This window comes from Yersinia sp. KBS0713, from assembly GCF_005937895.2.
Classification (GTDB): Bacteria; Pseudomonadota; Gammaproteobacteria; order Enterobacterales; family Enterobacteriaceae; genus Yersinia; species Yersinia bercovieri.
Map to the genome: position 1 here is coordinate 4,360,281 of NZ_CP042173.1, position 19,573 is coordinate 4,379,853.

The window sequence follows — 19,573 nt, forward strand, 5'->3', positions numbered from 1 at the left end:
AACATGAATTTTCCGCATCTGGCGTGTGAAGATTAATCATCGGCCTAAACTTATTTAAACGTTGACTCTTTAGCCAACTTCCGGCACCTTCTATTTAGCCATCTAAACGTATAGACGCTCATAAATGGGCAGCAACAGATAACATAAGTCGTTATAGCGACAACGGAGTGACAGGGTATGAGTTTTTTTCACGCAAACCAGCGGGAAGCGCTAAATCAAAGTCTGGCAGAGCTGCAAGGCCAAATTAATGTTTCTTTTGAGTTTTTCCCGCCGCGTACCAGCGAGATGGAGGAGACCCTGTGGAGCTCGATTGATCGCCTGAGCACCCTGAAACCAAAATTTGTTTCGGTGACTTATGGCGCTAACTCCGGCGAGCGCGATCGTACCCATAGCATCATCAAAGGAATTAAAGAGCGCACCGGCCTTGAAGCCGCGCCACATCTGACCTGCGTGGATGCATCTCCGACTCAGTTACGTGATATTGCAGCTGATTACTGGAGTAGTGGCATCCGCCATATCGTGGCCCTGCGCGGTGATTTACCGCCAGATAGCGGCAAGCCAGAGATGTATGCCTCTGATTTGGTGACCTTGCTGAAAGACGTGGGTGACTTTGATATCTCGGTGGCGGCTTATCCGGAAGTTCATCCCGAAGCAAAAAGCGCACAAGCTGACCTGATTAACCTGAAGCGCAAAATTGATGCCGGCGCTAACCGTGCTATTACGCAGTTCTTTTTTGATGTTGAGAGCTACCTGCGCTTTCGCGACCGCTGCGTAGCCACCGGTATTGACGTCGAAATCGTACCGGGCATCTTACCGGTTTCCAACTTTAAGCAGCTTCAGCGCTTCGCCACCATGACCAATGTGCGGGTGCCTAATTGGATGACCACCATCTTTGAAGGGCTGGATAACGACCCTGAGACGCGTAAAATGGTCGGTGCTTCAGTGGCGATGGACATGGTAAAAATCTTAAGCCGCGAAGGCGTGAAAGATTTCCATTTCTATACCCTGAACCGCGCTGAGTTGAGCTATGCGATTTGCCATACCTTGGGGGTTAGACCTTAGGCGTTATCAGAAGGCGTGAATATATTTAGCGAACAGATAACCGGCAAGGAGGGTTTAGCAGCTAACCCCTCCTTTGCCCCCACACATCTACCTATGCTTTGTCTGCCAAAAACTTCACCGGCACAGCGGGCGGGCCAAAACGGTTATCGCCGTCAGTTCCCAGAAACGCGCCGCAGTCGATAAACATCATGACAATAATTAGCGTGGGAATGAAGCGCCCGACCCCCCATTGCCAGATAGGGGCCAGCATCTGCCAATTACCCGCCATCAGCATCCAGGCCAGCACCACCAGAAACGCCCACCAGCCGGCTTTATTGCGGTCATGCAGCCGCTTAACTACCACCGCCGCTGTTGGCCACAGTAAAAAAACGATCGCAAAAGCGGCGGTCTGAATAGGTAGCCAATCCTGCCCGGCTAGCGTAAAAATCACCAGCATCGCCATGAGCCACAGGCCGATCCAGATCCAAAAATCCCGCCGCCCGATACGGCCTTTAAATGAAAAACACCACTGCTGTATTGTCATCGATGAACTGATCCACTGACCTGATTTAATAGTGCCAGAGTGTAACTCAACCACACTGCCAACCGACAAACTTTGCTACGAATTTTGACAATCACCCCTGATTACCGTTTTAATCCCCTCACACACTTCTAACGACGGCGTAAGTCATGAGAAAAGAAATTGCCGCAACACTAACCCTACTGCTGCTTATAGCTACGGTTAGCCGCGCTCATGCCGATCCCGCAGACGACAGTGGTCAGCCAACGGAAGAGGCACAACCGACTGCACCTTATCTGCTTTCTGGCGCACCAACCTTTGATTTAACTTTGGTTAAATTCCGTGAGAGTTATAACCACGCTAACCCGACACTGCCCATCAGTGAGTTTCACGCCATCACCGTCAAAGGCGATGCGCCACCACTGACGCGGGCGGCCAGCAAGATCAATGAAAATCTCTATGCTTCAACCGCGCTGGAGAGAGGCACTGGTAAGATTAAAACTTTACAAATCACCTACTTGCCGATTAAAGGGAGCGAGGAGAAAGCAGCCCGACTGGTGGCGGTCAATTACATGGCGGCCCTGATGCGGCAGTTTGAACCGACACTCACACTACAGCAGAGCATTGAGAACGTGCAGCAGTTGTTGACCAAAGGTAAAGGCTCCACTTTCTACACCCATCCTGTCGGCGCAATTCGCTATGTTGTGGCAGATAATGGCGAAAAGGGGCTTACCTTCGCTGTTGAACCGATTAAGCTGTCACTATCAGAAGCATAACTCGCCGCAATTAATGACGAAAAGCAAAGCCATTGTCACTAATCATCTCTATACTGTTGGACAGGTAAACTGCCTGTTGGGCAGTCATTATTATTGACCCTCGTGTCCCTTTGTTGGAGGAAGAAACATGCGTCATCCATTAGTTATGGGTAACTGGAAACTGAACGGTAGCACTCACATGGTTAACGAGCTTATCGCTGGCCTGCGTAAAGAATTGAGCACCGTTGACGGTTGCGGTGTTGCCATTGCGCCACCGGCTATCTATCTGAATCAGGCTAAACATGAGCTGTCAGGTAGCCGTATCACTCTGGGTGCACAGAATGTTGATGTGAATCTGTCCGGCGCATTTACTGGCGAAACCTCGGCAGAAATGCTGAAAGACGTGGGTGCCCAATACATCATCATCGGTCACTCTGAGCGCCGCACTTATCACAAAGAGAGTGATGAATTGATCGCCAAGAAATTCGGCGTGCTAAAAGAGACTGGCCTGATCCCAGTACTGTGCATCGGTGAATCTGAAGCAGAAAACGAAGCGGGTCAAACTGAAGCGGTTTGCGCTAAACAACTGGATGCGGTGCTGAACACCTTGGGCGTGAAAGCGTTCGAAGGCGCAGTTATCGCTTACGAACCAATCTGGGCGATCGGTACTGGCAAATCAGCCACTCCAGCACAAGCTCAAGCGGTTCACAAATTCATCCGTGACCATATTGCCAAGCTTGATAAGGCGGTTGCAGAACAAGTGATCATTCAGTACGGCGGCTCTGTTAACGACAAAAACGCAGCAGAACTGTTCACCCAGCCTGATATTGATGGTGCGCTGGTTGGCGGTGCTTCACTGAAAGCAGATGCCTTCGCGGTTATCGTGAAAGCAGCAGCAAAAGCTAAAAAAGCCTGATTCAGGTTTAAGTCGCTACTGATTAAGCCGGAGCAGATGCTTCGGCTTTTTTATGGCTAAATGCCAGCACGGTTCTATTCGTTAATAGAATACAATTTAATACTCAGTTCATCTTCAGCAACAGCATCAATAAAATTTTTTAGTTCACTGAGTAATTGTTCTTTCGACGCAGTTGAATCAGGTTCCATTTCCACAGACTTAAATATCTTTTTTTGCGCATCAATTAAGTAAATGCGATTACCGCTTTTAATAATATTACAGGCATGCCCATCAACCCCACTAAATTTTCGATACCAAGCCTTGGGCCGATTTATTGTAATAACGGCATTTAAGCTATCAGCTTTATTTATCGCCTCAGAAACTGAATTAATACTTGCTAAACACAGACCACTCGACGAGTTAATAGAAGCAAAGTTAGCAGGAGATGCCCCCCTCAGTTTAGGTTCAGCACGATGTAAGATCTTGTCTCTATATGATTCACCTACCGATGTCGCGCAAGATAAACAGTTGGTTTGACCAAAACCATGTATTTTTAGTACGTTACTTAAAAAAAAAGCAACTAGCCTTAACAATACAGGCGCTTTACCTTTGCGATTCACTTCAGCTAATAAGACGTTGAAGAATCCTTTAGGATCTGAAACATAATCCGGCAGAATTATTGTAGGATCAGCAGTGTTATTTATAATTTTTGGTGGTTTCTCGGCCAAGAAATCGGTTATATTTTTGGAATCACCTATAAGCTCATATGAGTCATCGCACTCCGTGCTACATAGCTGTTCGAAAGAGCTACTACTTGTTAATGACATATTAGGTTCTGAAACTGACTGAGGGGTTTCACTACTAGAAATGTTACTAATATTCATAATTTCGTCCTATATGCTATGCAGCCCTATTGGCTGATATAACTCGATAACCTATTCAGCATCGGTTGGCAAATTGGGGTGTGGGTATTTATAAAAAAGGAGGTAATTATGAAAATAAAAAGAGAATTGGAGCGATTAATAAAACAAAATGCCCGTAAGTATTAACTGACGGGCATTTTTATTCGCAACAGTGATCAGCGCACTATCTTAACGTTTACTGATCTCATCAAATACACCACCAGTGGCGAAATGTGTCTGTTGCGCTTTGGTCCAGCCACCGAAAACGTCATCAATAGTAAACAGCTTCAGTTGCGGGAACTCACTGGCAAATTTGGCCGCTACAGCCGGATCACGTGGGCGGTAGTAATTCTTAGCCGCGATAGTCTGGCCTTCTGGTGAATAGAGGTATTTCAAATAGGCATCAGCAATGTCGCGGGTGCCGCGCTTATCGACCACTTTATCCACCACCGATACCGTCGGCTCCGCCAGAATCGACACACTTGGCGTGATGATATCAAACTTATCTTTGCCCACCTCATTCACCGCCAGCAGAGCTTCGTTTTCCCAGGCAATCAGCACATCACCAATGCCGCGTTCAACAAAAGTATTGGTGGCACCACGTGCGCCAGAGTCCAGCACTTCCACATTCTTATACAGGGTTTTGACAAACTCCTGCGCCTTGGCTTGATCGTTATTGTTATGCTCTAACGCATAACCCCAGGCGGCCAGATAGTTCCAGCGCGCACCACCGGAGGTTTTTGGATTCGGGGTGATCACTGAGATACCCGGTTTTACCAGATCTGACCAATCATGAATCTGCTTAGGATTCCCTTTGCGCACCAAAAACACGATGGTTGAGGTGTAAGGTGCGGAGTTATCCGGCAGACGCTTGATCCAGTTTTTATCAATGCGACCACGCTCAGCAATAGCATCGACGTCATAAGCCAGTGCCAGTGTCACCACATCGGCTTCAATACCATTAATCACCGAGGTCGCCTGTTTACCAGAACCGCCATGGGATTGACGCACTGTCACCTTGTCGCCGGTTTGTTGTTCCCAATGTTTACTGAATGCCTGGTTATATTCCTGATAAAACTCACGTGTCGGATCATAAGACACATTCAGTAATTGAATATCTTTTGCCATGGCACCTGATGCCAACAACAGTAACGACAAACCTACACCCCATTTACGCATTGGCCCGCTCCCCAAAATGATTGTTATTAATCTAAATAATTGCTATCAACCTAAATGGTTTTAACTTAAATGCTAATCAACCCAATTGGTTGGCTTGATACAGAGCGTGCCAGAAACTATCCATCCAATTAAAGAATAAAAAACTTCTGATTATATCAATACGAAATATACAGTCCCTGAAATCGGGATAGGGGCTGATCTCACAACCAGCCTCCTCCCACACCACCGTACATACGGGTCCGTATACGGCGGTTCGGTTATGTTGATCGTCGCCTTCCTATAACTCTGGCAGGCCCAGTCTGACGAACAGGTTATTGGGAAGTGCTATGTTCAGCGCCGGGCTACAGCTCACCCGCCACTGTTTATGGCAACTTCCCACCGTCTGCGCCGAGAGGTCTTTGCTAACCCCGCGATTGTGCAGCTCTTTATAACGCTTGCCGCCCGTTTTCCACTGTTTCCAGAGGACACTCCGCAGCCTGCGCCTTATCCACCCGTTCAGCTCTCTTATCAGCGATGGCCACTCGTTCAGCCTGTAGTAGCTTTTCCAGCCCGTCATATATCGCTTTAACGGCTCGATTAGCTGCTCCAGGCTTCTGCCCGTGTTACGTCCCGTCAGTTCCCTTATCCGCGTTTTGAACCGCTTCACCGATCCCGGCGACACCACGCACCACACTTTCCTGCCCCTTATGAAGCTGTAACCCAGGAACTTACGCGACTCCGGATGCGCCACTGCGCTCTTTTTCGCATTCACCTTCAGCTTCAGTTTACGGCTCAGCCAGTGCGTCAGCCCCGCCATCACACGATTGCCTGCACGTTCGCTTTTCACATACACATTACAGTCGTCTGCATAACGGGCGAACTTCAGGCCGCGTTTCTCCAGTTCCTTATCGAAGTCATCCAGCAGCAGATTCGATAACAACGGCGACAGCGGGCCGCCCTGCGGCGTCCCTTCTGTCACCGGCCTTACCAGACCGGCTTCCATCACGCCTGCATTCAGGAACCTGCGGATAAGTGACAGCACCCGTTTATCCGACACCCGTTTCGCTATCCGGCTCATCAGTACATCGTGGTTCACCCGGTCGAAGAACTTCTCCAGATCGAGATCGACCACCCAGTGATACCCGGACCCAATATATTCATGAGCCTGTTTCACAGCCTGATGGGCAGAGCGCCCGGGGCGGAACCCGTAGCTGCTGTCGCTGAACGACGCATCCCACTGCATCTGCAACACCTGCATCATCGCCTGCTGGATAAAACGATCCACCACCGTCGGGATACCCAGCAGACGTTCGCCGCCGCAGGGTTTCGGGATGGTCACTCTTCTTACAGGGGATGGGCGATAGCTGCCGGACAGCAGTTGCGCTTTCAGTTCGGGCCAGTGGTGTTTCAGGTACTCCGGCAGTTCGCTTACGCTCATGCCGTCGGCTCCCGCCGCACCTTTATTGGCCTTCACTCTTTTCAGGGCTTGCCTGAGATTGACGGGTTCACAGATGGCTTCCATCAGCCACGCTGTTGACGACGGACTTTCTCTGGTCGTCGGTGCCTGCCCGGTTTCAGCCCCCCGGGAACCGGCGTCCGGGGCTTCACCCCTTCTTCGGGCTTCAGGGCCGCGATGCGTTTTCTGCTGCATGACCGTTCAGAACCTCCGCTGATACTCGTCACTCATTACCGTTCGGGCCTTCAGACGTCACGTCCTACTATGCCCTCTGCTGACTCCTGTCCACCGGTCAGCGCACCTTACGATGCACTCAGTTCTGAATACAGAACGCCGGACAGGCCTCCCGGGGTAAGCTCAGCCGCTTTCACCACACACCTGCCCAATCTACCACCCCGGCTCTTGATGGTTATGGCCTTCGCAATCACATGCTTGCTCCGCCAGTCGGGTAGGCCTTATATCGGGTTTCTGTCCGTCAGGTCATGGTTTTGCTCCACGCTTCCTTCAGACCCCGCCTCACGACGACGCCCTTGCGCTTCACTAGTCCTTCGCCACCATCAGGCTGGACAGGGGACTTTCACCCCCGAGCTGCTGAGCATGCCCGGCACACATGCAAAAAGCCCCCGCAAGCGGAGGCTCTGTGACCATGCAATAAACTGTTTTAGAACAGTTTTTTCGCAGTGTTGTACCAATCTTCTTTGAATTTACTTTTCTTGTTCTCTGGCGCGATACAAACGGAGATTAATTCATGCACCATTTTCTCGTTCTGTATACCGACGCAGAAGCCGCCTTGGGTGAAATCATGATCCTGCAACAGCAGATCAACCGCATAAGACCCCATACGGGAAGCCAGAATACGGTCATAAGCCACTGGCGCACCGCCGCGTTGGATATGACCCAACACCGTGCCACGAGTTTCACGGCCAGTCTCTTTCTCGATGTATTTAGCCAGCGAATCAATATCATCCAACTTTTCAGTAATCGCCACGATAGCGTGCTTCTTACCTTTCGCGATGCCCGCTTTGATTTCAGCCACTAAATCTTCACGTTTAAATTCAACTTCAGGGATAGCGATAAACTCGCAGCCCCCGGCAATAGCAGCGGCCAAGGTCAAATCACCGCAATAGCGGCCCATCACTTCAACGATAGAGATGCGCTGATGTGAGGAAGAGGTATCACGCAGGCGGTCAATCGCTTCAACCACAGTTTCCAGTGCGGTGAAGAAACCGATGGTGTAGTCAGTACCGGCCACATCGTTATCGATGGTGCCCGGTAAACCCACACAGTGAATACCACCCTCTTTGGTCAACAAATCTGCACCCGCATAAGAACCGTCACCGCCGATAACCACCAGGCCATCAATACCACGGTCTTCCATATTCTTAAGGGCAACTTTACGCACAGCTGGATCACGAAATTCAGGGAAACGCGCAGAACCGAGGAAAGTACCGCCACGGTTAATCATATCTGACACGCTATAGCGATCCAGTTTCCTCATGCGATTTTCATGCAAGCCAAGGTAGCCATCTTCAATACCATAAACTTCCAATCCTGCTGACAAAGCAGCACGAACCACCCCACGAATGGCTGCGTTCATACCTGGCGCATCACCGCCGCTTGTTAGTACACCGATTTTCTTGACCATGACTACCTCTGAACTTGTAGATGCGATTTTTTAAAATTCGTTGTCTGCTGATTTATGTCTTGCACAGGTGAAGAGTACAGAAAATCAGCTTTATGAGCTTAATATCGGATATTATAGCAAAAAGACCAAGCTGAATTGATTCAAGTCATGCCATTTGGCGGTATTTTCTTCATAACCGAACCATAATGTCACCACGGTTTACTTATCGTTAATTAAGCAATTATTAATTCAGTAATTATAGTTCCCAATGCGCATGACGCTCTTTCGGCACCACAGAGCAGGGATCTTGATGGATAAGGACATCAGCACCGGGAAAACGGTGTAGCAATGCACGCTCAACTTGCTCAGCTAAAAGATGCGCCTCCATCAACGGCACCCTATCTTCCATCTCGAGGTGCAGCTGAATAAAGCGTGTTGGCCCCGATTGACGGGTACGCAAATCATGAGCGCCAATCACACCCGGCCATGACATCACAATATCGATTATTTCCTGCCGCTCATTATCAGGCAAGGCACGATCCAGTAAGGATTGCACCGCTTCATAGCCCATACGCAGCGCACTATAGAGAATATAGCCCCCAATACCCAAGGCAAACAGAGCATCCGCGCGATGAAAACCATACCAACTTAATGCCAACGCAATAAGAATAGCACCATTCATCATGACGTCAGATTGATAGTGCAACATATCAGCGCGAATCGCCTGACTGTGGGTTTTTCGTACCACCCAACGCTGAAAAGTGACTAATATCAGTGTACTGAATAGTGCAATTAACGTTACCCAGATACCGACACCAAGATCTTGCAACGGCTCCGGTGAGGCTAAATGCTGGAAACCGGTCAGAAACAGGAATAGCGCCGAACCGGAAATGAACATGCTTTGCGCCAACGCCGCCAGTGATTCAGCTTTGCCATGACCAAAAGTATGTTCTTCATCAGCAGGTTGCAGTGAGTAGCGCACCACGAAAAGGTTTGTCAGCGAGGCCGCGAGATCTACCAGTGAGTCAACTAGCGCAGCCAACAGACTCACCGATCCGGTATGCCACCAAGCAAAGATTTTAATAATCAGTAAAATTGAGGCCAACACCGTCGCACTGAGCGCAGCAGCTTTAACCAGTCGCGCATATTGCGGGTCCATAACTCATTCCGAATAATATTCAGGGCTTATTAGTATATACCCTAAATAATTTGAGTTGCAGTCAGGTAACAAGCGAGCACTTCAGGTGGCGGGGGTGACACAAAAAAAAGCCCTCCATCATGGAGGGCGAAAGACAGGGATGGTGTCTATGGCAAGGAAAACAGGGTATTACTTGGTACTACTTACTTCTGGGCAGAAGAGGGTTGTGCTGCTGGCGCCTGCTGCATTTTCTCAATGCGCTGCTGGTGCTTTTGATTCAGGGCAGCTTTTTGCTCTGGTGTGAGCAAGTTGTACATTTGGTTACGAACTTTGGCCATTTCGACCTGGCGTTCAACCTGGTCTTTGGACATCTTCTCGGCTTGTGCTCTTACCGCGGCTTCGTCGAATTTATCGGCGGTAACCAGCTTGTGCATTGCTTCACGGTCAGCAACATCAAGGCGAGGTTGACCCTGGCGAGACTGGCGCATCAGGTCACGCATTTGCTGGCGCTGCTGCTCAGTCAGATTCACACCGTCAAACATGTTATGGTGGCCACGACCGTCTTTCTTATTCATCATCGCACCGTCACCGTGGCACCAGCCATCTGCGGCTTCGGTCTTATCAGCGGCGAAGGCGGCGTGAGAGCCGAGAACTAACATTGACGCCATGATTAACGTTGTTACTTTAGTTACTTTACGCATCATTTAACTCCTGGTTTCTATCTGCTAAGCGGTTTGCTGCTATGCGATTCATTGAGAAGCAGTCTATCGGCCCGGCTGCAAACATGCGTCAGTGGATGTAAAACTGGAGTCAGGGCATGTAAAGCTAAGTAAAGTCATGGAATACCGGTAATTGTTAACGTATTTTGCGTCAAGAGGAGAAATAAACATGCATAAGATCCTATTAGTTGATGATGACCGTGAATTGACGTCACTATTGAAAGAGTTGCTGGAAATGGAGGGCTTTAATGTTGTGGTTGCCTATGATGGCGAACAAGCATTGAACCTGCTGGACAGCTCTATCGACTTGTTATTACTTGATATTATGATGCCACGTAAGAACGGCATCGAAACACTGAAAGAGCTGCGTCAACATCACCAGACACCAGTGATTATGCTGACTGCCCGTGGCAGTGAATTGGATCGGGTGCTTGGCCTTGAGTTAGGCGCGGATGATTATCTGGCAAAACCCTTTAATGACCGCGAGCTGGTGGCACGTATTCGCGCCATCTTGCGCCGCTCTAACTGGAGCGAACAGCAGCAAAATGTCGATCAGGGTGCCCCGACACTGGAAGTTGATTGCCTGCAACTGAATCCAGGCCGTCAGGAGGCCAGCTTTGAAGGCCAATCGCTGGAACTCACCGGTACTGAATTTACCTTGCTCTACCTACTGGCCCAGCACCTCGGTCAGGTTGTCTCACGCGAGCATCTCAGCCAGGAAGTTCTAGGGAAGCGGTTGACGCCTTTTGACCGCGCCATTGATATGCACATTTCAAACTTGCGCCGTAAGTTGCCGGATCGCAAAGATGGGTTGCCGTGGTTTAAAACCCTACGTGGTCGCGGGTATCTGATGGTATCCGAAACATGATCAACAGTTTAACGACGCGAATTTTTGCTATTTTCTGGTTTACCTTAGCACTGGTATTGATGCTAGTGCTGATGGTACCAAAGCTTGATTCGCGTCAAATGACCACCTTGCTCGACAGCGAACAGCGTCAGGGAACGATGCTGGAGCAACATATTGAAGCTGAACTGGCCAGTGATCCTGCCAATGATCTGATGTGGTGGCGCAGGCTTTATCGCGCCATTGAGAAGTGGGCGCCGCCGGGTCAGCATTTGGTGTTGGTGACCACCGAGGGGCGAGTCATTGGTGCCCAGCGCCACGAAATGCAAATGGTGCGTAATTTTATCGGCCAGTCAGATAACTCAGATCAGCCGAAAAAGAAAAAATATGGCCGCGTCGAGATGGTCGGCCCCTTCTCTATCCGTGATGGGGAAGATAACTATCAGCTCTACCTGCTGCGTCCAGCCAGCAGCCCACAATCTGATTTTATCAATTTGATGTTTGACCGCCCGCTGCTGCTCTTGATTGCCACCATGCTGATCAGTTCGCCGTTGCTACTGTGGCTAGCCTGGAGCCTGGCGAAACCAGCGCGTAAGCTGAAAAATGCCGCCGACGATGTCGCGCGAGGTAACCTGAAGCAGCACCCTGAATTGGAATCCGGGCCGCAAGAATTTTTGGCAACCGGGGCCAGTTTCAATCAAATGATCAGTGCGCTTGATCGGATGGTGGTGGCCCAACAACGGCTCATTTCTGATATCTCCCATGAGCTACGCACCCCGCTAACCCGCTTGCAACTGGCCACTGCGCTGATGCGCCGCCGCCATGGTGAAGGGAAAGAGTTAGAGCGTATCGAAATGGAGGCGCAACGGTTAGATAGCATGATCAATGATTTACTGGTGCTATCTCGCAGTCAGCACAAAAACGAGCTACACCGCGAGCCGATTAAAGCCAATGATTTATGGTCTGACGTGCTGGAAGATGCGCAATTCGAGGCTGACCAAATGGGTAAGACGCTGGAGGTGACATCACCACCAGGGCCATGGACCCTATTTGGCAACCCAGCGGCCCTTGACAGTGCGCTAGAGAATATCGTGCGTAATGCGCTGCGCTATTCCCATCACCACATTGCGGTGGCATTCAGCTCGGATAATCATGGTGTCACTATCATTGTTGATGATGATGGGCCAGGGGTCAGCGCAGATGATCGTGAACAGATATTCCGGCCATTCTATCGCACTGATGAAGCCCGAGATCGCGAATCAGGCGGGACTGGCTTAGGGCTGGCGATAGTTGAAACCGCCGTCAATCAGCATCGCGGTTGGGTGCGGGCAGAGGACAGTCCATTAGGTGGCCTGCGGCTGATACTTTGGTTGCCGCTGCATCCTCTGAAAGCTTAACTGCCCTTCACATTTGAAGTGGCAACGCTGTGAGCTGCCACGCCAATGGCTTGAGCATAAACCTTGCTGCCCGATCATTTTAGATCGGGCAGATCACTGGCTATCACCACCGCGCCCTCTTTTGCCAGTAACTGTTTCTTACGTTCAACACCCCAACGATAACCTGATAATGCACCATCCTGGCGAATGACTCGGTGACAAGGAATAGCGACGGCCAACATATTGGCCGCGCAAGCACCCGCAACGGCACGCATGGCTTTGGGTGAACCAATCTTAGCGGCAATATCGGCATAACTGGCGGTTTCACCGACCGGAATCTCTCGCAGCGCCTGCCAAACCCGCTGCTGAAAAGCGGTACCCTGAATATCCAGCGGCAGATCAAGGCCGAACCTGGGCGCCTCAACCAACCCCACCACCTGTGCGAACCACTGCTCAAACTCGGCATCACCACCAATTAACTCCGCCTGCGGAAATTTATCCTGCAACTGCTGCACCAATGGTGCGGGTGAGTCACCTAATAAAATCGCGCAGATACCCAGCTCACTTTTCGCCATCAAAATCGCGCCAAGGGAGCTTTCACCAACGGCAAAGCGCAACGTAACATCACGTCCCCCCTGACGATAACGGGTCGGCGTCATCCCCAATAGCTGATTTGACTGCGCATAAAATCGACCATTAGCGTTATAACCAGCATCAAAAATAGCATCGGTCACTGAGCCTCCCCCGGCCAATTGAGTGCGGACACGGGCACTTCGCGTCGCATTGGCATACCCCTTGGGGGTCAGTCCGGTTATGGCCTTAAACAGCCGATGAAAATGAAAAGCGCTGAGATTTAGTTCAGCGGCCAGTTCAGCCAGCTTCAGCGGCACTTCCGCTTGCTCAATTAAGCGGCACGCCTGACTGATTTTCTCTGCATGCTGCAACGCCAGCGGTAACTGAGTCGGCTGACAACGTTTACAAGGCCGATAGCCCGCAAGCTCGGCGGCGTGATTATCAGCAAAGAATTCAATGTGTTCGGCTTTAGCCTGACGAGATGGGCAAGAGGGGCGACAATAGATACCGGTGGTTTTCACCGCATAAATGAACTGCCCATCGGCGGCTTTATCGCGAGTCACAATGGCGGCCCAGCGTGGGTCCTGCGCACTGCCGATCGATCCTTTAGCTGATGTCATGATACATCCCCCATGAGTACTGACTGTGGCGGCCAACATATAAAATAACCGCTATCGGCACTCTCCGCTCCTTGCTATTAAATTTTTGTTTTACGACACCGGCATTGGCAACCGCTGCACTGAGAGGGGGATTCTGATATCCTGCGCCCCTCATTATTGGGGGACATATGCTTAATATCGTTTTATTTGAACCCGAAATCCCGCCCAATACCGGTAATATCATCCGGTTATGTGCGAATACCGGCTGCCAACTTCATCTGATTAAACCTTTGGGTTTCACCTGGGATGACAAACGCTTACGCCGTGCGGGTCTTGATTATCATGAGTTTGCCAGTATCAAGCATCACCATGATTACCAAGCATTTTTGGATAGTGAAAAACTTGATGGCGCACAATCTGCCGGGGCAACACCCGCCCGCTTATTTGCCTTGACCACCAAAGGGACACCCGCCCACAGCGCCGTCAGCTATCAGGCTAATGATTACCTGCTGTTTGGCCCTGAAACCCGAGGTTTACCCGCTAGGGTTCTGGATGTGTTGCCCGCTCAGCAGAAAATCAGAATTCCGATGCAAGCCGATAGCCGCAGCATGAATCTGTCAAATGCCGTGTCAGTGGTGGTGTATGAGGCCTGGCGGCAGTTGGGTTATCCGGGTGCGTTACTGAAAGAGTAGTTGGGATTATTGACAAAGTGCCAGCAGCGGAGAGAACAGGCGGATCGTAAAGACGCCGTAAAATCACCCCTGATAGCTCGAGCCGCGCCGTCCATGGCGCGGACGCTTTACTCTTCCGTCTGTCCTCACCGTTTCTGATAGTCAGATACCGTCGCCGTACTCAAAACCATGCCCAGCCCCATTGAAATGCTGATCCATATCCAACGAAGGTTTATCGCTCTCTGGTTTACCCACGATACGCGCAGGCACGCCAGCGGCGGTGGTATGTGCGGGGACGGATTGTAACACCACTGACCCAGCGCCAATTTTGGCACCACGCCCGACTTCAATATTCCCCAGAATTTTCGCGCCAGCACCAATCATCACACCTTCGCGGATCTTTGGATGGCGGTCACCACTGGTTTTGCCGGTACCGCCGAGGGTAACGGATTGCAGGATGGAGACATCATTCTCAACGACGGCGGTTTCACCAATGACAATACCGGTGGCGTGGTCTAACATAATGCCACAACCAATGGTCGCCGCAGGGTGGATATCCACACCAAAAGCGACAGACACTTGATTTTGTAGATAAATTGCCAGCGCTTTACGATCTTTCGCCCACAGCCAATGCCCGATACGGTATGCCTGTAACGCGTGGAAGCCTTTAAGATACAGCAGCGGCGTGGAGTATTTATCAACAGCGGGGTCACGCAAGCGTACAGCCAAAATATCGCGAGCAGCGGAGACAATCATCTGTTCATCCGCGCGATAGGCATCCTCTACCACCTCACGAATGGCAATCGCAGGCATGATTGGATTAGCCAGTTTATTTGCCAGAATATAGCTCAGCGCACTGCCTAAATTTTCATGCTTCAATAATGTCGCGTGAAAAAAACTTGCCAGCATTGGTTCACACTCAGCCAGCGCTCTGGCTTCTGATTTAATGCTACTCCAGACCAGCTCTAACTCTTCTGACGACATTGCATACTCCTGCCCATAAACAGGTCACTTCGGGGAACGGCCGAAGCAACTGATACCCTAACTCCCTGAGGCCACAACCCCAGTGACGTTGGATATATCGTTATTATTTTATTTCAGCCCAGAACTTATTGCAGGCAAATAACCTCATTGGCTAAATGCCGCTTTTTTCATCTTTTTTGGTCCGCCCCAACAGAGTCAATGCCGCTTCACGGGCATTTTTGTGGCAATACAACACCTGATAAATCTGTTCGGTTATTGGCATCTCTACACCATGACGCTGTGCCAATGCCAGAACTTCCTTGGTGTTGCGGTAACCTTCAACCACTTGACCAATGCTGTCCTGTGCTTCTTGTACCCCTAATCCCTGACCCAGCATGATGCCAAATCGGCGGTTACGGGATTGGTTATCAGTGCAGGTTAGCACCAAATCACCTAATCCTGCCATGCCCATAAAGGTGGAGGGATCCGCGCCCAATGCAGAACCCAGACGGGTCATTTCAGCCAAGCCACGGGTGATCAGCGCAGTACGGGCATTCGCGCCAAAGCCAATGCCATCGGACATCCCCGCACCAATCGCAATCACGTTTTTAACCGCGCCCCCCAGCTGCACCCCGATAAAATCAGGATTGCTGTACACCCGGAAACTTTTGCCACAGTGCAACAGCTGTTGCAAATCTTCGCTGAACCTCGCATCGGTTGAGGCCAATGCGATCGCGGTCGGTAAGCCGGCGGCTAGCTCTTTGGCAAAGGTGGGGCCGGAGACAACAGCTAGCGGGATGCTCTCACCCAACACTTCCCGCGCGACATCTTGTAGCAAGCGCCCGGTTTCGGCCTCAAGCCCTTTGGTGGCCCAGACAATGCGTGCATCTTTGCGTAAATGCGGTTTCAACTGGTGCAACACCGCCCCAAAAACATGGCTCGGCACAACGACCAACACATCACGGCTGGCTGCCAGCGCACGTGCCAGATCCGTCTCCAGCAGCAAAGTATCAGGGAAAGGGACATCGGGCAGGAAAGCCTGGTTACAGCGGTCGTGTTGCAGCAGCTGAATGTGCTTAGGGTCATGACCCCATAACACAACTTGATGGCCATTACGCGCTAGCGTAATGGCTAATGCGGTGCCGTAAGATCCGGCACCGATGACAGTCATTGAAGCATGGGTGGTGTTCATCAGGCATCCTGACGTTGTTCTGCACCTTCGCCTTCAGCCTGCTGTTGCAGATAGTTCATGAACAGGGCATCAAAGTTAACCGGTGCCAGATTCAGCTGTGGGAAAGTACCGCGAGAAACCAGGCTGGTGATGCATTCGCGAGCATACGGGAACAGAATGTTCGGGCAGTATGCACCTAAGCAATGGGCCAGTTGGGTGCCGTCGATACCTGCGATGGAGAAGATACCGCCTTGCTGAACTTCACACAGGAATGCAGTTTCTTCGCCTAAAGAGGCAGTTACCGTAACACGCAGTACCACTTCATACACATCTTCAGCCAGCTGACTGGAAGCAGTATCAAGATCAAGTTTAACTTCTGGCTGCCAATCCTGCTGGAAAACCTGCGGAGCATTAGGTGCCTCGAAGGAGATATCCTTGGTGTAGATACGTTGGATCTGAAAAGCCATTTCGGTGTTGTTTTGCTCTGACATGTGTATAGATACCCTAAAGTTAGACGTCCTTATTAAACAGCACTGCCGCCGTGGGCTCTTTCAATTAATGACTGTGGCCCACTGACGAGTTAAAGCAGCGGGTCTAGCCCACCGCGCGCATCCAGGGCGTGTAAATCATCACAGCCACCGATATGCTGCCCATCAATAAATATCTGAGGCACCGTCGTCCGCCCGCTACGAGCAATCATCTCTTCACGTTTGGCCGGCTCATTATCAATTGCGATTTCATGGAAAGCGGCACCTTTACTGTTCAGCAGTGCCTTGGCACGGTGACAGAACGGGCAGGTTGCTTTGGTATAAATCTCAATCTTCGCCATGGATACACCTCAGTTAATTTTACAATTTATTGATATAGCAAAATTTGTATCGTAATTACTTGCCGCGCGCCAGTGGCAGATTCTCGCCACTCCAGCCGGAGATACCCTCTTTCAAGGTATAGACTCGTTCAAAACCGGCTTTATTCAGCAACTCAGCAGAAGCGCGGGAGGTGGTTCCTGTGGCACAAACTACAATAATAGGCTGTGCTTTGTGCTTTTCCAACTCAGCCAGGTTACCGTTTTTAATGTCGCTCGGAAGCAAATTAAGGGAACTGGCAATATGACCTTTGCGATAGTCATCACGTGTGCGGACATCAACCACAACCGCATCTTCTTTGTTAATCAGACGCGTCGCTTCACCACGGGTTATCTCTTTCACTTTGGAGAGAGAACTTTTGAAGGTGGTGAAAATTACGGCGACAAGTAACGCCACCCAGGCCAGACTCAAAACTGGATGCTGGCTAATGAATTGCATAATCTCTTGCAACATGGGGGTAAAAACTCCCGTTAGTTAGGGGATAATATTCAAGGCCACAGAGTATACCTGCGCGATGCGGCAAATACAGCCAATATGCAAGCGCTATTGCAGAAACTGCGAGCAGTCTCGGGAAGTTTTGTCGCCTAAATAGTGTTTTTTACGCAAAACCCCGCACCAATGTTGATCTCTTTGGGCTATTTTTAACCGGTTTTATAGTAAATTACCGCCTTTCAACATATATCCCCAATAGCTACATATATACCCAATAGAACAAGAAAGAGGTTATGCAATGTCGAGCACTAAAAAACCACTGGTTCTGACTATTCTGGATGGCTACGGTCACCGCGAAGAACAGCAGGATAATGCCATTCTGAATGCCAAAACGCCGGTTATGGACCGTTTATGGCAGCAACAACCTCACACATTGATCGCCGCCTCAGGTCTGGATGTCGGCCTGCCCGATGGTCAAATGGGTAACTCTGAAGTGGGTCACGTCAATCTGGGCGCTGGCCGTATTGTCTATCAGGACTTGACCCGCCTCGACAAAGAGATCAAAGAGGGTGACTTTTTCACCAACCAGACCCTGACCGCCGCCATTGATAAAGCGGTTAAAGCCGGTAAAGCGGTTCATATCATGGGTCTGCTCTCTGCTGGCGGCGTTCATAGCCACGAAGAGCACATTCGTGCCATGGTTGAGTTAGCCGCCAAACGCGGCGCGACCGCCATCTACCTACATGCTTTCCTCGATGGCCGTGACACCCCGCCGCGTAGTGCTGAGCCGTCGCTGAAACGATTCACTGAGCAGTTTGCAGCATTGGGTAAAGGCCGCATCGCGTCGATTATTGGTCGTTACTACGCCATGGACCGTGATAACCGCTGGGATCGTGTGCAGCTGGCCTACGATTTGATGACGCAAGCAAAAGGCGAATTCATCGCAGATAACGCCGTCGCTGGCCTGCAAGCCGCCTACGCCCGCAATGAAAATGATGAATTTGTTAAGCCGACCGTGATTCAAGCGGCAGGTGAAGCTGATGCCACCATGAATGATGGCGATGCATTAATCTTCATGAACTTCCGTGCTGACCGCGCCCGTCAAATTACCCGCGCCTTTGTTAATGCCGATTTCGACGGCTTCAAACGCGATAAAGTGGTTAACTTCGGCGATTTCGTCATGTTGACAGAGTATGCTGCGGACATCAAAGTCGCCTGCGCTTACCCACCAGCATCACTGGAGAATACCTTCGGTGAGTGGTTGATGAAGCATGACAAAACTCAGTTGCGCATTTCTGAAACTGAGAAATATGCTCACGTGACTTTCTTCTATAACGGCGGCGTTGAAGAGCCGTTTAAAGGTGAAGACCGCATTTTGATTAACTCGCCGAAAGTGGCGACTTATGACCTGCAACCTGAAATGAGTTCAGCAGAACTGACTGAAAAACTGGTCGCGGCTATCGGCAGCGGCAAATATGATGTGATCATTTGTAACTATCCAAATGGCGATATGGTCGGCCATACCGGCGATTATGATGCTGCGGTGAAAGCAGTAGAAACACTGGATAATTGCATTGAGCAAGTGGTTGCTGCGGTAAAAGCCGCTGACGGTCAATTGCTGATCACCGCTGACCACGGCAATGCTGAGCAGATGCGCGACCCGGCAACCGGCCAGGCGCACACTGCCCATACCAGCCTGCCGGTGCCACTAATTTATGTCGGCAATAAAGGGGTTAAAGCGGTTGAAGGCGGTAAACTCTCTGATATCGCGCCAACCATGCTGTCACTGATGGAAATGGAAATCCCGCAAGAGATGACTGGTAAGCCGCTGTTCATCGTGGAATAATCCTTCGTTATGAAGGAAAAAGCG

The 19,573-nt window shown here is 50.4% G+C and carries 20 protein-coding genes; 7 read left to right on the plus strand and 13 right to left on the minus strand.

The genetic code is table 11. The features are described 5' to 3' along the window. The first annotated feature begins 177 nt into the window (after window positions 1–177). The gene (gene metF / locus FFE93_RS20635; RefSeq protein WP_005279501.1) at window positions 178–1,062 is read left to right on the plus strand and encodes a methylenetetrahydrofolate reductase; all 885 of its coding nucleotides are present in this window, start codon (window positions 178–180) and stop codon (window positions 1,060–1,062) included. 91 nt (window positions 1,063–1,153) lie between these two features. On the opposite strand, the gene FFE93_RS20640 is transcribed toward metF, so the two are convergent. After that, window positions 1,154–1,585, minus strand: a complete 432-nt coding sequence (locus FFE93_RS20640; RefSeq protein ID WP_032899073.1) for a DUF805 domain-containing protein — start codon at window positions 1,583–1,585, stop codon at window positions 1,154–1,156. A gap of 146 nt (window positions 1,586–1,731) precedes the next feature. Here FFE93_RS20640 and FFE93_RS20645 point away from each other — a divergent pair, with 146 nt between their 5' ends. Both FFE93_RS20645 and tpiA read left to right on the plus strand, forming a co-directional pair. Further along, on the plus strand, window positions 1,732–2,337 hold the full coding sequence (locus FFE93_RS20645; protein WP_005279508.1) for a DUF1454 family protein: 606 nt from the start codon (window positions 1,732–1,734) through the stop codon (window positions 2,335–2,337). Window positions 2,338–2,464: 127 nt separating this feature from the next. Next, the gene (tpiA, locus tag FFE93_RS20650) at window positions 2,465–3,232 is read left to right on the plus strand and encodes a triose-phosphate isomerase (protein WP_005279510.1); all 768 of its coding nucleotides are present in this window, start codon (window positions 2,465–2,467) and stop codon (window positions 3,230–3,232) included. A gap of 74 nt (window positions 3,233–3,306) precedes the next feature. Here the strand turns inward: tpiA and FFE93_RS20655 are convergent, their stop codons facing one another. The 6 genes from FFE93_RS20655 to cpxP form a co-directional block, all read right to left on the minus strand. After that, the gene (locus FFE93_RS20655; RefSeq protein WP_138775922.1) at window positions 3,307–4,095 is read right to left on the minus strand and encodes a hypothetical protein; all 789 of its coding nucleotides are present in this window, start codon (window positions 4,093–4,095) and stop codon (window positions 3,307–3,309) included. Between the two features lie 207 nt (window positions 4,096–4,302). Next, the gene (locus FFE93_RS20660) at window positions 4,303–5,292 is read right to left on the minus strand and encodes a sulfate ABC transporter substrate-binding protein (RefSeq protein ID WP_005279514.1); all 990 of its coding nucleotides are present in this window, start codon (window positions 5,290–5,292) and stop codon (window positions 4,303–4,305) included. Between the two features lie 277 nt (window positions 5,293–5,569). Beyond that, window positions 5,570–6,793: a group II intron reverse transcriptase/maturase gene (gene ltrA, locus FFE93_RS20665; protein ID WP_261368997.1), complete on the minus strand. Its 1,224-nt coding sequence runs from the start codon at window positions 6,791–6,793 to the stop codon at window positions 5,570–5,572. Between the two features lie 595 nt (window positions 6,794–7,388). After that, a complete protein-coding gene (gene pfkA, locus FFE93_RS20670) occupies window positions 7,389–8,372 on the minus strand; it encodes a 6-phosphofructokinase (RefSeq protein ID WP_005273621.1) in 984 nt (327 codons plus the stop codon). Window positions 8,373–8,607: 235 nt separating this feature from the next. Next, entirely contained in the window at window positions 8,608–9,510 is a 903-nt protein-coding gene (gene fieF, locus FFE93_RS20675; RefSeq protein WP_138775924.1) for a CDF family cation-efflux transporter FieF, read from the minus strand. A gap of 182 nt (window positions 9,511–9,692) precedes the next feature. Continuing rightward, complete coding sequence (gene cpxP, locus FFE93_RS20680) at window positions 9,693–10,190, minus strand: cell-envelope stress modulator CpxP (protein ID WP_032897603.1); 498 nt, start codon at window positions 10,188–10,190, stop codon at window positions 9,693–9,695. Window positions 10,191–10,377: 187 nt separating this feature from the next. Between cpxP and cpxR the strand changes: the two genes are divergently transcribed. Both cpxR and cpxA read left to right on the plus strand, forming a co-directional pair. Continuing rightward, entirely contained in the window at window positions 10,378–11,076 is a 699-nt protein-coding gene (gene cpxR / locus FFE93_RS20685; protein WP_004876941.1) for an envelope stress response regulator transcription factor CpxR, read from the plus strand. Next, window positions 11,073–12,449, plus strand: coding sequence for an envelope stress sensor histidine kinase CpxA (gene cpxA / locus FFE93_RS20690; RefSeq protein WP_032897606.1), 1,377 nt, complete (start codon window positions 11,073–11,075; stop codon window positions 12,447–12,449). The genes cpxR and cpxA overlap by 4 nt, the downstream gene beginning before the upstream one ends. A gap of 74 nt (window positions 12,450–12,523) precedes the next feature. Here the strand turns inward: cpxA and ada are convergent, their stop codons facing one another. After that, complete coding sequence (gene ada / locus FFE93_RS20695) at window positions 12,524–13,621, minus strand: bifunctional DNA-binding transcriptional regulator/O6-methylguanine-DNA methyltransferase Ada (protein ID WP_074007358.1); 1,098 nt, start codon at window positions 13,619–13,621, stop codon at window positions 12,524–12,526. Between the two features lie 167 nt (window positions 13,622–13,788). Here ada and trmL point away from each other — a divergent pair, with 167 nt between their 5' ends. Beyond that, a complete protein-coding gene (gene trmL / locus FFE93_RS20700; RefSeq protein WP_005273635.1) occupies window positions 13,789–14,292 on the plus strand; it encodes a tRNA (uridine(34)/cytosine(34)/5-carboxymethylaminomethyluridine(34)-2'-O)-methyltransferase TrmL in 504 nt (167 codons plus the stop codon). A 141-nt stretch (window positions 14,293–14,433) separates the two neighbouring features. On the opposite strand, the gene cysE is transcribed toward trmL, so the two are convergent. The 5 genes from cysE to FFE93_RS20725 all read right to left on the minus strand — a co-directional run bounded on the left by cysE (window position 14,434) and on the right by FFE93_RS20725 (window position 17,724). Beyond that, a complete protein-coding gene (cysE, locus tag FFE93_RS20705; protein ID WP_005273637.1) occupies window positions 14,434–15,255 on the minus strand; it encodes a serine O-acetyltransferase in 822 nt (273 codons plus the stop codon). A 151-nt stretch (window positions 15,256–15,406) separates the two neighbouring features. After that, complete coding sequence (gpsA, locus tag FFE93_RS20710) at window positions 15,407–16,426, minus strand: NAD(P)H-dependent glycerol-3-phosphate dehydrogenase (RefSeq protein WP_005273641.1); 1,020 nt, start codon at window positions 16,424–16,426, stop codon at window positions 15,407–15,409. After that, on the minus strand, window positions 16,426–16,896 hold the full coding sequence (secB, locus tag FFE93_RS20715) for a protein-export chaperone SecB (protein ID WP_005164715.1): 471 nt from the start codon (window positions 16,894–16,896) through the stop codon (window positions 16,426–16,428). The genes gpsA and secB overlap by 1 nt, the downstream gene beginning before the upstream one ends. Before the next feature lie 89 nt (window positions 16,897–16,985). After that, on the minus strand, window positions 16,986–17,234 hold the full coding sequence (gene grxC / locus FFE93_RS20720) for a glutaredoxin 3 (RefSeq protein WP_005273645.1): 249 nt from the start codon (window positions 17,232–17,234) through the stop codon (window positions 16,986–16,988). Between the two features lie 55 nt (window positions 17,235–17,289). Then, window positions 17,290–17,724: a rhodanese-like domain-containing protein gene (locus FFE93_RS20725; RefSeq protein WP_005273648.1), complete on the minus strand. Its 435-nt coding sequence runs from the start codon at window positions 17,722–17,724 to the stop codon at window positions 17,290–17,292. A 277-nt stretch (window positions 17,725–18,001) separates the two neighbouring features. On the opposite strand from FFE93_RS20725, the gene gpmM reads away from it, so the two are divergent. Then, window positions 18,002–19,549, plus strand: coding sequence for a 2,3-bisphosphoglycerate-independent phosphoglycerate mutase (gene gpmM / locus FFE93_RS20730; RefSeq protein WP_049602807.1), 1,548 nt, complete (start codon window positions 18,002–18,004; stop codon window positions 19,547–19,549). Window positions 19,550–19,573: the final 24 nt, after the last annotated feature.

What these genes read in the sequence shown, in the direction of transcription:
- cpxA (WP_032897606.1), top strand. Translation starts at nt 11,073, where the DNA reads ATGATCAACAGTTTAACGACGCGAATTTTTGCTATTTTCTGGTTTACC.
- fieF (WP_138775924.1), bottom strand. Translation starts at nt 9,510, where the DNA reads ATGGACCCGCAATATGCGCGACTGGTTAAAGCTGCTGCGCTCAGTGCG.
- ltrA (WP_261368997.1), bottom strand. Translation starts at nt 6,793, where the DNA reads ATGGAAGCCATCTGTGAACCCGTCAATCTCAGGCAAGCCCTGAAAAGA.
- ada (WP_074007358.1), bottom strand. Translation starts at nt 13,621, where the DNA reads ATGACATCAGCTAAAGGATCGATCGGCAGTGCGCAGGACCCACGCTGG.
- metF (WP_005279501.1), top strand. Translation starts at nt 178, where the DNA reads ATGAGTTTTTTTCACGCAAACCAGCGGGAAGCGCTAAATCAAAGTCTG.
- FFE93_RS20725 (WP_005273648.1), bottom strand. Translation starts at nt 17,724, where the DNA reads ATGTTGCAAGAGATTATGCAATTCATTAGCCAGCATCCAGTTTTGAGT.
- gpsA (WP_005273641.1), bottom strand. Translation starts at nt 16,426, where the DNA reads ATGAACACCACCCATGCTTCAATGACTGTCATCGGTGCCGGATCTTAC.
- cysE (WP_005273637.1), bottom strand. Translation starts at nt 15,255, where the DNA reads ATGTCGTCAGAAGAGTTAGAGCTGGTCTGGAGTAGCATTAAATCAGAA.
- FFE93_RS20655 (WP_138775922.1), bottom strand. Translation starts at nt 4,095, where the DNA reads ATGAATATTAGTAACATTTCTAGTAGTGAAACCCCTCAGTCAGTTTCA.
- gpmM (WP_049602807.1), top strand. Translation starts at nt 18,002, where the DNA reads ATGTCGAGCACTAAAAAACCACTGGTTCTGACTATTCTGGATGGCTAC.
- pfkA (WP_005273621.1), bottom strand. Translation starts at nt 8,372, where the DNA reads ATGGTCAAGAAAATCGGTGTACTAACAAGCGGCGGTGATGCGCCAGGT.
- cpxR (WP_004876941.1), top strand. Translation starts at nt 10,378, where the DNA reads ATGCATAAGATCCTATTAGTTGATGATGACCGTGAATTGACGTCACTA.
- FFE93_RS20645 (WP_005279508.1), top strand. Translation starts at nt 1,732, where the DNA reads ATGAGAAAAGAAATTGCCGCAACACTAACCCTACTGCTGCTTATAGCT.
- grxC (WP_005273645.1), bottom strand. Translation starts at nt 17,234, where the DNA reads ATGGCGAAGATTGAGATTTATACCAAAGCAACCTGCCCGTTCTGTCAC.
- FFE93_RS20640 (WP_032899073.1), bottom strand. Translation starts at nt 1,585, where the DNA reads ATGACAATACAGCAGTGGTGTTTTTCATTTAAAGGCCGTATCGGGCGG.
- cpxP (WP_032897603.1), bottom strand. Translation starts at nt 10,190, where the DNA reads ATGCGTAAAGTAACTAAAGTAACAACGTTAATCATGGCGTCAATGTTA.
- secB (WP_005164715.1), bottom strand. Translation starts at nt 16,896, where the DNA reads ATGTCAGAGCAAAACAACACCGAAATGGCTTTTCAGATCCAACGTATC.
- tpiA (WP_005279510.1), top strand. Translation starts at nt 2,465, where the DNA reads ATGCGTCATCCATTAGTTATGGGTAACTGGAAACTGAACGGTAGCACT.
- trmL (WP_005273635.1), top strand. Translation starts at nt 13,789, where the DNA reads ATGCTTAATATCGTTTTATTTGAACCCGAAATCCCGCCCAATACCGGT.
- FFE93_RS20660 (WP_005279514.1), bottom strand. Translation starts at nt 5,292, where the DNA reads ATGCGTAAATGGGGTGTAGGTTTGTCGTTACTGTTGTTGGCATCAGGT.